Annotated in this window: 14 protein-coding genes; 2 read left to right on the forward strand and 12 right to left on the reverse strand. The window is 64.7% G+C overall.

Annotated features, from left to right (window positions below):
• The 7 genes from RB623_RS00005 to RB623_RS00035 form a co-directional block, all read right to left on the reverse strand.
• Positions 1-505: helix-turn-helix domain-containing protein (locus RB623_RS00005; RefSeq protein ID WP_308054679.1), on the reverse strand; the 505-nt coding region annotated here is incomplete at its 3' end.
• Positions 506-588: 83 nt separating this feature from the next.
• Positions 589-1,440, reverse strand: coding sequence for a DMT family transporter (locus RB623_RS00010; protein WP_308055092.1), 852 nt, complete (start codon positions 1,438-1,440; stop codon positions 589-591).
• An 86-nt stretch (positions 1,441-1,526) separates the two neighbouring features.
• Positions 1,527-2,576, reverse strand: coding sequence for an L-idonate 5-dehydrogenase (locus RB623_RS00015; protein ID WP_308054680.1), 1,050 nt, complete (start codon positions 2,574-2,576; stop codon positions 1,527-1,529).
• Entirely contained in the window at positions 2,573-3,979 is a 1,407-nt protein-coding gene (locus RB623_RS00020; RefSeq protein WP_308054681.1) for a TRAP transporter large permease, read from the reverse strand. Before RB623_RS00020 ends, RB623_RS00015 begins: the two co-directional genes overlap by 4 nt.
• A 3-nt stretch (positions 3,980-3,982) precedes the next feature.
• Positions 3,983-4,558, reverse strand: coding sequence for a TRAP transporter small permease (locus tag RB623_RS00025; RefSeq protein ID WP_308054682.1), 576 nt, complete (start codon positions 4,556-4,558; stop codon positions 3,983-3,985).
• A gap of 85 nt (positions 4,559-4,643) precedes the next feature.
• Positions 4,644-5,618 (reverse strand): sialic acid TRAP transporter substrate-binding protein SiaP, encoded by a 975-nt coding sequence (locus tag RB623_RS00030; RefSeq protein ID WP_308054683.1) that lies wholly within the window; start codon positions 5,616-5,618, stop codon positions 4,644-4,646.
• A 43-nt stretch (positions 5,619-5,661) separates the two neighbouring features.
• On the reverse strand, positions 5,662-6,408 hold the full coding sequence (locus tag RB623_RS00035) for a FadR/GntR family transcriptional regulator (RefSeq protein WP_308054684.1): 747 nt from the start codon (positions 6,406-6,408) through the stop codon (positions 5,662-5,664).
• 291 nt (positions 6,409-6,699) lie between these two features.
• On the opposite strand from RB623_RS00035, the gene RB623_RS00040 reads away from it, so the two are divergent.
• Positions 6,700-6,981: a type II toxin-antitoxin system ParD family antitoxin gene (locus tag RB623_RS00040; RefSeq protein WP_308054685.1), complete on the forward strand. Its 282-nt coding sequence runs from the start codon at positions 6,700-6,702 to the stop codon at positions 6,979-6,981.
• Complete coding sequence (locus RB623_RS00045) at positions 6,978-7,289, forward strand: type II toxin-antitoxin system RelE/ParE family toxin (RefSeq protein WP_308054687.1); 312 nt, start codon at positions 6,978-6,980, stop codon at positions 7,287-7,289. The genes RB623_RS00040 and RB623_RS00045 overlap by 4 nt, the downstream gene beginning before the upstream one ends.
• A gap of 100 nt (positions 7,290-7,389) precedes the next feature.
• Here the strand turns inward: RB623_RS00045 and RB623_RS00050 are convergent, their stop codons facing one another.
• The 5 genes from RB623_RS00050 to RB623_RS00070 form a co-directional block, all read right to left on the reverse strand.
• A complete protein-coding gene (locus RB623_RS00050; RefSeq protein WP_308054688.1) occupies positions 7,390-8,625 on the reverse strand; it encodes an adenylate/guanylate cyclase domain-containing protein in 1,236 nt (411 codons plus the stop codon).
• Positions 8,626-8,887: 262 nt separating this feature from the next.
• Entirely contained in the window at positions 8,888-9,952 is a 1,065-nt protein-coding gene (locus RB623_RS00055; RefSeq protein WP_308054689.1) for an ABC transporter ATP-binding protein, read from the reverse strand.
• A 15-nt stretch (positions 9,953-9,967) separates the two neighbouring features.
• The gene (locus tag RB623_RS00060; RefSeq protein ID WP_308054690.1) at positions 9,968-10,753 is read right to left on the reverse strand and encodes an ABC transporter permease; all 786 of its coding nucleotides are present in this window, start codon (positions 10,751-10,753) and stop codon (positions 9,968-9,970) included.
• Positions 10,750-11,622 (reverse strand): ABC transporter permease subunit, encoded by an 873-nt coding sequence (locus RB623_RS00065; RefSeq protein ID WP_308054691.1) that lies wholly within the window; start codon positions 11,620-11,622, stop codon positions 10,750-10,752. Before RB623_RS00065 ends, RB623_RS00060 begins: the two co-directional genes overlap by 4 nt.
• Positions 11,623-11,689: 67 nt before the next feature.
• Positions 11,690-12,799 (reverse strand): ABC transporter substrate-binding protein, encoded by a 1,110-nt coding sequence (locus RB623_RS00070; protein WP_308054692.1) that lies wholly within the window; start codon positions 12,797-12,799, stop codon positions 11,690-11,692.
• Positions 12,800-12,815 lie beyond the last annotated feature (16 nt).

Raw genomic sequence — 12,815 nt, forward strand, 5'->3', positions numbered from 1 at the left:
ACTCCCAGCCGGCGCCGCGGGTCTCACCCTGGCGCCGATCGCCGGTGATGCGATGGCCGACGCGGTCGAACCGGCCGAGCTTCTTGATGTCGATGTGGATCATGTCGCCCGGCGCGTCGTGCTCGTAGCGACGCACCGGCTCGGCAGGCTCAAGGTCCTTCAGCCGCGACAGGCCAGCGCGCTTCAGCACGCGGCTCACCGTTGCCGGCGACACGGCGACCACACTGGCGATGTGCTTGCCCGTGAAGCGCTGGCGCCGCAGCGTCGCGATCTCGTCCGCAATCTCTGCCTTGGTCTGCCTTGGACTGAACTTCGGCCGCGACGGGCGGTCGGCCATGCCGGCACGGCCTTCCGCCTTGTAGCGCTCCACCCAACGCTTCACGATCTTCACCGTCACCGCGAATTGCAACGCTGCCTGGGCTTGGGAAAGGTCGCCTTCTATGACCGCAAGCGCCATCTCCTCTCGACGCAGCGGCGTGAGACGGGCATTCTTATGAATGTTCATTCGGACCCTCCGACGAATCTGAAGCGTGGTAACTCCAGTCTCCTCGGTCAGGTCCGAATGGACAACCTTCTGAAAGCCCACACCTAGACCTCCATGACGTCCGTCGCAGGCCGCTTCAGCTTCTGCTCGCGGAAGAAAATGAACAGGCCTGCGGCGATGATCACGGCTGCGCCGATCAGCATGTTCAGGCGCGGCACGTCGTCGAAGACCAGCCAGCCGAAAAGGACGGCCCAGAACAGCAACGTGTACTGGAACGGAACCACGGTCGCGGCGTCGGCAAGCTTGAGCGAGCGGTTGACGCAGACATGCGCGACCATCGCCACTACGCCGAGGAAGGCCAGCAGGAAGAGATCGAAACCGGTAGGCGTAACCCAGCCGAACGGCGCGGTGACCAGTCCGAGCAGGCCGGCGCCCGCCATCTGCCAGAACACCAGCGTGATGTCCGGCGTGCCGCGCAGCGCCCGCCCGCTGATCATCATGAAGGCGAAGGCAAGGCTGCCGCAGATCGAGATCAAGGCGGGCGCGGTCAACGTCGCGGCCGACGGTTCCAGCGCAATCAGCACACCGCAGAAACCGACAAAGATGGCCGTCCAGCGCCGCCAGCCCACTTTTTCGCCGAGCAGGAACGGCGACAGCGCCGCGACGTAGATCGGCGCCGCGAGCCAATAGGTCATGGCGTCGGCGAGCGGCATGTACATGACGGCGAAGTAGAAGGCGTAGACTTCGGCGGAGGACAGCAGGACCCGCATCGTCTGCAGCCCCGGCTGCTCGACCCTGACGATCGGCCGCAGGCCGTTCCGCCACAGAAAAGGCGCCAGCACCAGCAGCGCGGCCACGCTGCGGATCAGCAGGAGCTGTCCCACGGAATAAGTCGCGACCAGCCATTTGCCGAGCACGTCGTTGAGCGCAAACAGCAGGATGCCAGCGATCATCATCGCGATGCCGAGACGTGCCGCCGCGTTGCCGGTGGGAGAAGAATTCAAGATGAGGCAGCCCGTCCAAAACACATGACGGGCTCCAGTCAGTCCGCCGTGAGCACGACCTTTACGCTGCGGCTGCGGTCGAGCGCCAGCCGGAAAGCGTCTGGCGCATCGTGTAGCGGCCGTCTGGCCGTGACCAGCCGTTCGACATCGACAGCGCCCGACACAATCAGTTCGACCGCCCGCGAAAACTCCTCGCCGAAGCGGAAGGTTCCTTTGACATCGAGTTCCTTCGCCATCATCGCATTGGCCGGGGCCGGCACGTCGCCGCCCGGCAGGTTGCCGACCAGCACCACCGTGCCGCCGCGCCGCGCCGTGCGGATCGCCGAGCCGAGGCCGGCCGGCGTGCCGGAGATCTCGAAGGCGACGTCGACCGGATCGGCCGCCGTCACCTCGTCGAGAGGGGCCGTGCCGCCGCTGATGTCGACGACGCGGTCGGCGCCGAGCGCCTTGGCGAAGGCGAGCGGCGCGGCGGCGATGTCGATCATGGTGATGCGGCCGGCGCCCGCCAGCCTGGCGGCCAGCATGACCAGCAGGCCGATCGGCCCGGCGCCGAACAGCGCCACGTGACGGCCAGCTATATCGCCGGCGCGCGCCACCGCATGCAGCCCAACCGCAAGCGGCTCGGCAAGTGCTGCGGACGACAGGGCAAGAGTTTTCGGGACCTTCACGCATTGCGCGGGGATGGCGTCGAACAGGCTGGCGAAACCGCCCTGCATGTGTGGCGTCTTCGACGCCGAGCCCATGAAGTAGATGTTTTCGCAGAGGTTCGGCCGACCCTCGCGGCAGCGCTTGCAGTGTCCGCACCAGCGCGACGGATTGACGGCAACGTGGTCGCCAACCGAAAGGCCGGGCGCATCGCCGGCGATCTCGACGATCTCGCCGGCGACTTCATGCCCGAGGATAAGCGGCGAGGTCACGATGAAGTCGCCGGTTCGGGCGTGGCGGAAATAATGCATGTCGGAGCCGCATATGCCGCCGGCGCCGAATTTCACCCGCACCATGCCCGGCGAAAGCTGTCCGAGGTCGCGCTCGACGACGCGCAGGTCCTCCGGCGCGAACAGGGTGGCGGCGATTGCGGTCGCACTCATCGGATCAGGCCCATTTCGGTTGGCAGCCACAGTGCGATGGCGGGCACGAAGGTGATCAGCAGCAGCGCCACCAGCAGCGGCACCAGCCAGGGCAGGATCGCCATGGTGGTGCGCTCGACCGACAGCTTTGCCACGCGCGACAGCACGAACAGCACCATGCCGAGCGGCGGATGCAAGAGCCCGATCATCAGGTTGAGGGTCATGATCAGCCCGAAATGCACCGGATCGACGCCGTATTGCGCGGCAACAGGCAAGAGGATCGGCACCAGGATGGTGATCGCCGCGATGGTGTCGAGGAAGCAGCCAACCACCAGCATCAGGATGTTGACCAGGATCAGGAACACCCATTTGTTCTCGGTCAGCGCGAAGATGAAGGTCGAGAACACCTGCGCGGCCTGGCTCACCGTCAGCAGCCAGGCGAAGATCGAGGCGGCGGTGACGATAAACAGCACCGAGGCGGTGGTTTCGATGGTGTCGAAACTGGCCTTGGCGAGCGCCCGCAGCGTCATGGTGCGATAGCGCACCAGGCCGAGGAACAGCGACCAGATGACGGCGGCCATGGCGGCCTCAGTCGGCGTGAACCAACCCATGGTCATGCCGCCGATCAAGATCACCGGGGTCATCAGCGCCATCACCGCGGAGAAGTCGAAAAACCAGTCGAGGGCGACCAGGATCACCAGCGCGATGCCGACAGCGACATTGATCGACAGGCCGGCCAGCACCAAGAGGTAGACCGCCAGCGGGAAGGCGAGCACCACGACGATCTCGAGCCCGGCCTCGCCGAGCTTGCGGATGGAGAAAGGCGTATCGGAACCCCAGCCGCGCTTGTAGGCGAAGATGGCGACGGTGATCATCATCAGCAGCGTCATGACCACGCCGGGCAAAACGCCGGCCATGAACAGCGCGCCGATCGAGACATTGGCCATCATGCCGTAGATGACGAAGGGCAACGACGGCGGGAAGATCGGCCCGAGCGTCGCCGAGGCGGCGGTGACGCCGACGGCCGCCTCGACCGGATAGCCGTGGTCCTTCATCGCCTTGATCTCGATGGTGCCGATGCCGGCGGCATCGGCCAGCGCGGTGCCCGACATGCCGGAAAAGATCACCGAGCCGATAATGTTCACCTGCGCCAGGCCGCCCTTCATCCAGCCGACTAGGGCGAGCGCGAAGGTGTAGATGCGGCCGGTGACGCCGGCGATGTTCATCAGGTTGCCGGCCAGGATGAAGAACGGCACGGCCAGCAGCGGAAAGCTTTCGACGCCGGCGATCATGCGCTGCGCGGCGATGATGTCGGGTGCGACACCATAGATGACGAGGTAAAGCACCGATGCGACCGCCATCGACACGGCGACCGGCACGCCGATCAACATCAGGACAAGGAAGCCTCCGACGAGAAGCAGCATGGTTCAATTCTCCCCGACCGTTTCGAAGGCGCCGGGACGCTCCAGCACCGAATAGCCGCGTTTGTAATTGCCGATGGCGACCTGGATCGAGCGGATGAGCATCAGCACGAAACCGGCCAGGACGAGATAGAAGAACCAATGGCGCGGCAGGTCGACCGTGACCATGCGCTCGCGCGCCACGATCGCCACGTAGCGCCACATCAGCCAGCTCGCATAGGCGAAGAAGCCGATACGGATGACGTCGACGGAAAGCGCCAGAACCCGCCCGGCCCGCTCCGGCAGGTAATGGTAGAGCACGTCGACATGGATGTGCCGCGACAGGCGCACGCACATGGCCGAGCCGAGGAAGACCACCACCACCAGCGCGTTGATGGCGATCTCTTCCGTCCAGGCCAGGCTGTTGTTCAGCGCATAGCGGGTGAAGAACTGCAGGAAAACGCAGACCACCATGCCCCAGAACATGGCAAGCGTGATCCAGTCCTCGAAACCGTGATGCGAGAGGTCGACCGGCGCAGCCTCCTCCTCGAAGGCATGCGCGATCTCCTCGGCGGTGATCTGCGTGTGATGTTCCTCGGCCATCGGCTGGCACTCCGAAAGCTGGCGATTGACGGATTGTGCGGATGAAGATGGCCCGGCGCCAGAAGGGCGCCGGGCCAGGGAAAGATTACTGGATGGCGCGAATCGCTTCCCAGTCGGCCTTGTTGTAGCCGAACTCCTCGAAGGTCACCTTTTCCATGACGTTCTTCTCGAAGTCGGCGCGGTCGACCTCGGTGACGGTGAGGCCGCGATCCTTGAACACCTGCACAAGTTCCTTCTCGCGGGCGACGATCTTTTCCGTGGCGCGGGCGGCCGCCTCCTGCATGACTTCGGTGAAGATCTGCTTGTCCTCGTCGGAGAGCGAGGCCCAGCGCGACTGCGAAACGATGGTGTTGAGGTGGTCGACGATGTGGCCGGTGAGCACGATGTGCTTCTGCACCTCGAAGAACTTTTTCGCATCGATGGTGGTCAGCGGGTTCTCCTGCGCCTCGACCGTGCCGTTCTGCAGTGCCAGGTAGACCTCGGCGAAGGCGATTGGCGCGGTGTTGGCGCCGCAGGCGCGCGGCATGGCGAGATAGGCCGGCACGTCGGGCACGCGCATCTTCAGGCCGGCCATGTCGGCGCATTTTTCGATCGGCCGGTTCGAGGTGGTGTGGCGCGTGCCGTAATAGGTGGTGGCGGTGATGTGATGGCCGGAGACGTCCTCATAACCCTTGGTGAGCGCCTTGTAGGTGTCGCTCTTGGTGTATTTGAGCAAATGGTCGGCGTCGCGGAAGATGAAGGGGAAATAGGTGACGCCGATCGGCTTGTACTCGCGTGCCGCGAAGGACGAGCCGGAGATGATGACGTCGACGGTGCCCAGCGTCAGGCCCTGGTTGATGTCGGCCTCCTTGCCGAGCTGCGAGGCCGGGAATACGTCGACCTTGTAGCGCCCGTTGGTGCGCTTGGCGATCTCTTCGGCCGCCCACACGGACTCGGTGTGGAACGGCTCCGAGGTCTCGTAGACATGCGCCCATTTCAGCGTTTCCTGGGCGAGCGCCGCGGAAGCCGAGAGCGCCAGCGCGGCGACCGCGCCGAGGGCTGCTGCAAGACGGAATTTCATTACTTCTCTCCTCCTGAAGTTGATCTGCGAAAATACCGGCCGGTCAGATGGCGTGGCCGGACGCCGCCTCTTTGCTCTCCGACGCGGGCGCGACCGGCGCCATGTCCCGGAAACTGATCGAGAACCGTTCCTGCGATTTTCGCAGGTGGTCCTGCATCGCCTGCTTCGCACCCTTGGGGTCGCGGGCGGCGATGGCGTCGCGCACCAGCCGATGCTCCCGCAGCGCCGCGTCCCAGGTCGTCGGGTCCTCGAAATAGCTCGAAAGCCGCTCGAAGAACGGATTCATGCGCTGGTCGAACAGGTCGCCGATGACGCGTACCAGCACAGCATTGCCGAGGATCGAGGCGACGGTGGTGTGGAAGGCGCGGTCGAGCGACAGGGTGGTGTGGTTGGGATGCGCCTTGCCTTCCATGCGGCCCAGAATGTCGTCCAGCGCCGCGATGTCTGCCGGTGCTGCCAGCCGCGCAGCCGCCTCTGCCACCGCGCCCTCGACGAATTCGCGCGCCCGCAAGAGTTCGAACGGTCCCTCGTCGGTGGTCGGATTGGGGGGGATGCGCGACGGCTCGGTGACGTAGATGCCGGACCCGACGCGGATACGCACGCGGCCTTCGACCTCCAGCGCGATCAGCGCCTCGCGGATTGTCGGCCGCGAGATGCCCATGCGCTCGGCAAGCTCGCGCTCCGGCGGCAGGCGGTCGCCGACCGCGAACTCGCCGCTGTCGAAAAGCTGGCGCAGTTGCTCGGCGACCTGCCGGTAGAGCCGGCGCGGCACGATTGTCTCGATCGGCATGGCTGCCGTGTCCTCCGATGTCAGACCCGGCTCCCTCTCCGGTAAATTGGTCTGACCGATTGACCAGAAATGATTGAAGGGATGAGACAAGTCAAGTGGAAAGATTTTTGGCCTGTTTCCGGGCTTTGACCCCAATTGCTGAGGACGGAAGGATCACCCCATGGCGCCGGCGCCTGCAGTGACCAGATAGTCATCTCCCTGCGCATGTTGCTCGGGCCGCCCCGCTGACGGAATCCGATGCTATTCCGATCTAGGTATGATAATTTCACACTGATCTTAGCAGGAGGAATCATGTCCGCCACCGAAAAGCGCACCTTCAGCCTGCCCGCCGAGCAGGCTGCCTTCATCGACCGTCTCGTCGAATCCGGAGCCTACGCGACCAGCAGCGAGGTGATCCGCGCTGGCCTGCGCGCGTTGCAGGAACGCGACGCGGCAGTGGAACGCTGGCTGCGCGAAGAAGTCGTACCGACCTATGACGAAATCAAGGCCCACCCGGACAGGGTGATTTCAGGAGAGCAGTTGCTTGAAAACATCCGCCAACTCCATGCCATCCGCCTCAAGAGGGAAGCGTGAGACGAAGGACCGTTGATTACTCACTGCGCGCCAATCGGGATTTCGCTTGGATCTATGGCACCGTCGCCGAAGTTGGCGGCACAAGGATCGCCTTCAACTATGTACAGCGCGTCCGAGCATTCTGCGAAAAGCTCGAATACGGCTCCGAGCGGGGCACCCGGCGCGACGAGTTGCGGCCGGGGCTTCGTGTCGTCGGCTTCGAGCGTCGGATAAGCGTAGCATTCATGGTGGAGCCTGAACGCGTGGTGATCTTGCGCGTATTCTACGGCGGCATGGACTGGGAGAACGAATTCGGGGACAACGATTGACGCATTTCCCGTTGTCGGCATCCCGGTAGTCACGGGGCCACGCTCAGCCGCCAGATACCAGATATCGGTCAGCGACTGGCGGGCATCAGCATCAAGAAATTCAACCGCCCGCCCACCGCCCTGCCACCAGTTCCGGATCAAGCGTGAACAGTTCCTGTGCACGGCCGACGCCGCGCAGCGCATAGCGGCCGACCGACACCAGCTTTGCCCGTTCTTCCATCGGCAGCGTCTCGTGGAAGGCGGTCGAGAATAGCACGGGCTGGTCGACCGAGCCGCACATCGAGGCGATGCGGCTCACCTCGTTCACCGCCCGTCCCACCACGGTAAAGTCCAGGCGCTCGGCGCTGCCGATATTGCCGTAGAACACGTCGCCGATATGCAGGCCGAGATAGACGTCGGCGACCGGCACACCTTCGGCCATCCGCCGCTGGTGCAGTTCAGCCAGGCGCACGCGCATGTCCGCCTCGGCGCGCAGGGCGGCCATCGCCGCGTCGGTCGGCTTCACGCCGCCGAAGATCGCCAGGATGCCATCGCCGATCAGTTTCAGCACGTCGCCACCGGCCGCCTGGATCGCCGAGATGACGACGTCGGCATGGTCGTTGAGGAACGGGATGATCTGCCCGGACTCCATCGTCTCGGAATGGGTGGTGAAGCTTTTCAGATCGGAGAACCACAGCACCGCGTTGATCTTGTCGACCTGACCGCGGCCGATCTTGCCCTTCAGCACGCGCTGGCCGGGGTCGCGGCCGAGATAGGCCTCCACCAGCGCCTGCGATACGCGCACCAGCGAGGCCGACTTGATCGCCAGACCGAGCAGCGGCGTCAGGAAACGAAGCGCCGCGATCTCGGAATCGCTGAAGCCGTCTGGCTTCGCGGTCGTCCAGCGGGAGCCGATATTGTCCATCTCGCCCAGCACGGCGTCCGGTGCGAACATGTGCACCGTCGCAAAGTAGTCCGTCTGCCCCTCGGCACGGACATCCTCGATCGCGGAAAAACCCGCGGTCTCGCCTTCATGCAGCCGGCAGCGCAACTCGCCGCCGCCCTTCTGGAGCAGGTGGTGGAACGGGCTGTTGATCCAACCCTCGGAGGTGGCGCCGTCCGTCTCGCGCTTGAACTCGAGCAGTGGGTTTTCGTCAACCTCGTCCTCACGCCAGCGGAAGCCTCGGCCTTCATAGACCGGATGCAGCGTGTCGATGATCACGATGGCGCGGCCTATCGCCATGCCGGCGGCCTGGCAGCGCTCACAGAAGCCGTGCAGCAGCGCGACCTCCGTCTCGCCTTCCAGTCCCTTGGCCGCAAGCCACGCGGCTATCTTCTCGACGTCGCGCTGTTCCATGATGGCACTCTGCACAGCCGCGTGCGGCCGCGCAAGCGGCGCGCCGCCCGACTTGGATCGTCTACGATCTGGCTCCCCCTCACCCGCCTCCGCTTGCCTCGGGCGACCTCTCCCCAAGGGGAGAGGAGGTTTGCCGCAGCTGCGCAAATCCTTGCACCGATGAAAATCGGAGCGCCGACCTTGACGATCTCCTCTCCCTTTGGGGAGAGGTCGCCCGAGCGAAGCGGAGGGCGGGTGAGGGGGGTAGCGTCCCGCAAAACTCTCAGTGCAGCACGAGCAGGTCGTTGGACGAAAAGCTGATCTCCGCGCGCTCACCGACGGTCGGCGGCGGCGTGCTCGAATTGTTGAAGGTGTCGAGCGACACCACGCCGCCGCCCAGCCCGACCCGCACGCGGATCACCGAGCCCAGGAAATGCACGTCGGCGATCTGCCCTTGCAGGCTGGCGTCGTGACCGGGCTTCGGCCCCAGCGCGATTGTCTCCGGCCTGAGCGCCAGCGACAGCCGGTCGCCGGCCTTCGAGCCGTTGAGTTTTCCCTTCAGCGAAAGCTCCTGGCTGTCGATGCGCACCTTGCCGGAGGCGGCGTCGCTGACCACGCCCTCCAGCACGTTCAGCGTGCCGACGAAATTCGCCACGAATTTCGTCGCCGGGCGGTTGTAGATCTCGAAGGGCGTGCCGACCTGCTCGGCCTTGCCGCCATACATCACCACGATGCGGTCGGAGATCGACAGCGCCTCCTCCTGGTCGTGGGTGACGAAGATGGTGGTTATGCCGAGTTCCTTCTGGATCGAACGGATCTCGTCGCGCAGCGACACGCGCACCTTGGCGTCGAGCGCCGACAGCGGTTCGTCGAGCAGCAGCAGTTTCGGCTTCGGCGCCAGCGCGCGGGCCAACGCCACGCGCTGCTGCTGGCCGCCGGAGAGCTGGTAGGGATAGCGGCCGCCGAATTCCGGCAGTTTTATCAGGTTGAGCATTTCGGCGACGCGCCTTTCGGTCTCCGGTTTTGGAACGCCGGCCACCTTCAGCCCGAATGCCACGTTCTGCGCAACGGTCAGGTTGGGAAACAGCGCGTAGGCCTGGAACACCATGCCGATGTTGCGCTGGTTGGGCTTGAGATGCGTCACGTCCTTGCCGCCGATGACGATGCGCCCCGAGCTCGGCTCCTCGAAACCTGCGACCATGCGCAGAACGGTGGTCTTACCGCAGCCCGACGGGCCGAGGAAGGACACGAACTCGCCGCGTCCGACATCGAGGTTGAAATCCTCGACGACGGTCGTCGGGCCGAAGCTCTTGCGGACGTGTTCGATCTGGAGAAAGGGATCTGTCATTTTCGGTCCCGGAAATCAGTGCGATTGCGCCGGAGGCTTGGGTGCCAGCCGCGCCACGATCTGGATGAGGCCCATGCAGAGCCAGGTGATGCCGAAGGAGATCACCGCCAGCGCCGACGGCTCGTAGGCCTTGTTGGCGCCGACAAGCTGGAGATAGGGGCCGAAGGCGGGCCGGTTGAGCAGCGCGGCGAGCGTGAACTCCCCGATGACGATCGCGAAGGTGAGGAACGCGCCGGACAGCACCGCGACGAACACGTTCGGCAGGATGACCTTGGCGAAAATGGTTGTCCAGCCGGCGCCGAGCGACTGCGCCGCCTCGGTCAGCGTGGCGATGTCGATGGCCCGCAAGCCGGTATCCACCGCCCGGTACATGTAAGGCAGGGCCAGCGCCGTGTAGCCGAACATCAGCAGCACGTTTGTGCCCATCGCGGTCCCCGTCAAGGGCAGCCAGCTCGACGTGTTGTAGAGGCGGATATAGCCGAAGACGATGACAATGGCCGGTATCACCAGCGGCATCAGGGTGATGAACTCCACCACCGGCCGAAGAGCAGGCATCTTGAGCCGGACCCAATAGGCCGTCGGCACGACGAGCAGCACGCCGAAAACGATCGTGAACAGCGCCATGACCACCGAATAGGTGAAGGTCTCGCGGAACTGCGGGTCCGCAAGGACCGAAGCGTAGGCATCGAAGGAATAGACGCCGCGCCGCATCGACAGCGAGAACTCTGTCATGCCGACCAGCGGCAGGATGAAGATCAGCGATCCCAGCAGGAACGCGGTCCATGCGATCGCGCGCTTCATTTCTGCCACCGCTCGGTGCGGGCGCGCAGCCACAGATAGAGCGCGTTGGCGAGCCCGGTGATGACGATCATGCCGAATGCCAGCGCATATCCGAGCCCCGGACTGCCGAGCACGTCGCCGCGTATCTGGGAAAACAGCAGGATCGGCGCGATGTTGAGCTGTGGACCCGCCAGCGCGAAGGCGGTGGCGACCGCGCCAAATGAGTTGGCGAAGAGCAGTGCGAATGTTCCGAGCAGGGAAGGCAGCAGGATCGGGAACGCCACCATGCGCCAATACTGCGCGCCCGTCGCACCCAGGATTTCCGCCGCTTCGCGCCATTCTCGCCGCAAGGCGTCGAGCGCCGGCGTGATGATCAGGATCATCAGCGGCACCTGGAAGAACAGGTAAGTCGCAATCAGGCCCGTCGTGCTGAACAGGTTGAACCCGGTCGCCGCGCGCAGGTTGATGCCGAATTCCGTGCGCAGCCAGACGGTGATCAGGCCCGCCGGACCGACCGTAGCTATGAAGGCGAAAGCGAGCGGAAGGCCGGCGAAATTCGACGCCACGCCCGAGAAGGTCAGCAGCGGCGAGCGGATGAAGCGCGGCAGTCCCCCAAGAACGGTCGCGGCTGCCATCGCGAAACCAATCGCGCATCCAAGCAGCGCCGACCAGAAGCTTACGTAGATGGATACCCAATAGGCGTTGCGGATCGTCGGCGTGTTGAGACCGACGATATTAGCCAGCGTAAAGCCGCCATCTGGACCCCGGAATGCGCCAATTACGATCGAAAGCGCGGGCAAGATGAGAAACAGCAGGGCAAACAGGAAAAACGGCACTACGCCAAGCCACTGCGTTGGCAGGCGGCGCGAGAGAGACGTGGCTTGCGACATGCGTTCCGTGACCCCGCAGGAGGACGGATGCGGGCCGCCTAGGCGGCCCGCATCCGTCGGTCGATGGCTACTTCACGACATCGGCGCCGACGACCTTGTCCCAGCCTTCCTTCACGGCGGCTGAGTTGGCGTTGACGGCGTCGAGGCTCGGGAACACCGCCTTCTCGTAGGCTTCCGCCGGCGGCAGCTTGGCGAGCAGCTCCGCGGGAACGGCTTCCTTGGAAACCAGGTCGTTGAAGCGGATCGGGTGGCAATAACCCTTGAGCCAGCCGAGCTGTCCTTCGTCGCTGTAGAGATATTCCATCCAGAGCTTCGCCGCGTTCGGCTGCGGCGCGTAGGCGCTGATCGCCTGGACGTAGACGCCCGCGAGAGCCGCGTCCGAGGGAACGATAACGTCAACCGGCGGATTGCCGTTGAGCGTGTCCCGCCACGACAGCGCATTGTAGTCCCACGCGATGATGATCGGCGTGGTACCTTGGGCGAGCGTGCCCGCCTTGCCAACGACCGGGACGAAGTTGCCGGCCTCGTTCAGCTTCTTGAAGAATTCGAGACCCGCCTGTGCGGCCGCAGCGCCCGGCTCGGCTCCCTGCGCCATGCCGGCGGCGAGCACGCCGAGGATGGCCTGGTTCGAGGTGCGCGGGTCACCGGCGAGTGCGATCTGGCCGGCATATTCCGGCTTCAGGAGATCGGCGAAGGATTTGGGCGGGTTCGGAACCAGGTCCTTGTTCACCAGGAACGCCATCACGCCGTAGTAGTCACCGTACCAGTGGCCGTCTGCGTCCTTGGCGTCGGCGGGAATGGAATCCCACGTCTCGACCTTGTGCGGCTGAAGCAGACCCTCGGACTTCGCGGCGGGACCGAACGACAGGCCCACGTCGATGACGTCCGGAGCCTGCGGGCCCTTGTTGTCCTTGTTGGCGCGAATCGCCTCCACTTCGTCGGCGGAGCCGGCGTCGGGATTAAGTTCGTTGATGGCGATCTCAGGATATTTCGCCTTGAAGCCAGCGATCACGTCGCCGTAGCCGCACCAGCTATGGGGCAGCGCGATCGTGGTCAGCTTGCCTTCGGCCTTGGCCGCCGCGACCAGCTCGGCCGACGGCTCGGCCGACACGATCGCCGTCGTCACCATCAGCGACGCGGCCGCGAGGGAAAGTACCTTTCCCGTGAACTTGAACATGATTTTCTCCGTTGAG

Source organism: Mesorhizobium sp. LHD-90 (assembly GCF_030929505.1).
Lineage (GTDB): Bacteria > Pseudomonadota > Alphaproteobacteria > Rhizobiales > Rhizobiaceae > Kumtagia.

What these genes read in the sequence shown, in the direction of transcription:
- RB623_RS00060 (WP_308054690.1), bottom strand. Translation starts at nt 10,753, where the DNA reads ATGAAGCGCGCGATCGCATGGACCGCGTTCCTGCTGGGATCGCTGATC.
- RB623_RS00030 (WP_308054683.1), bottom strand. Translation starts at nt 5,618, where the DNA reads ATGAAATTCCGTCTTGCAGCAGCCCTCGGCGCGGTCGCCGCGCTGGCG.
- RB623_RS00040 (WP_308054685.1), top strand. Translation starts at nt 6,700, where the DNA reads ATGTCCGCCACCGAAAAGCGCACCTTCAGCCTGCCCGCCGAGCAGGCT.
- RB623_RS00010 (WP_308055092.1), bottom strand. Translation starts at nt 1,440, where the DNA reads ATGATGATCGCTGGCATCCTGCTGTTTGCGCTCAACGACGTGCTCGGC.
- RB623_RS00070 (WP_308054692.1), bottom strand. Translation starts at nt 12,799, where the DNA reads ATGTTCAAGTTCACGGGAAAGGTACTTTCCCTCGCGGCCGCGTCGCTG.
- RB623_RS00025 (WP_308054682.1), bottom strand. Translation starts at nt 4,558, where the DNA reads ATGGCCGAGGAACATCACACGCAGATCACCGCCGAGGAGATCGCGCAT.
- RB623_RS00050 (WP_308054688.1), bottom strand. Translation starts at nt 8,625, where the DNA reads ATGGAACAGCGCGACGTCGAGAAGATAGCCGCGTGGCTTGCGGCCAAG.
- RB623_RS00020 (WP_308054681.1), bottom strand. Translation starts at nt 3,979, where the DNA reads ATGCTGCTTCTCGTCGGAGGCTTCCTTGTCCTGATGTTGATCGGCGTG.
- RB623_RS00035 (WP_308054684.1), bottom strand. Translation starts at nt 6,408, where the DNA reads ATGCCGATCGAGACAATCGTGCCGCGCCGGCTCTACCGGCAGGTCGCC.
- RB623_RS00065 (WP_308054691.1), bottom strand. Translation starts at nt 11,622, where the DNA reads ATGTCGCAAGCCACGTCTCTCTCGCGCCGCCTGCCAACGCAGTGGCTT.
- RB623_RS00055 (WP_308054689.1), bottom strand. Translation starts at nt 9,952, where the DNA reads ATGACAGATCCCTTTCTCCAGATCGAACACGTCCGCAAGAGCTTCGGC.
- RB623_RS00015 (WP_308054680.1), bottom strand. Translation starts at nt 2,576, where the DNA reads ATGAGTGCGACCGCAATCGCCGCCACCCTGTTCGCGCCGGAGGACCTG.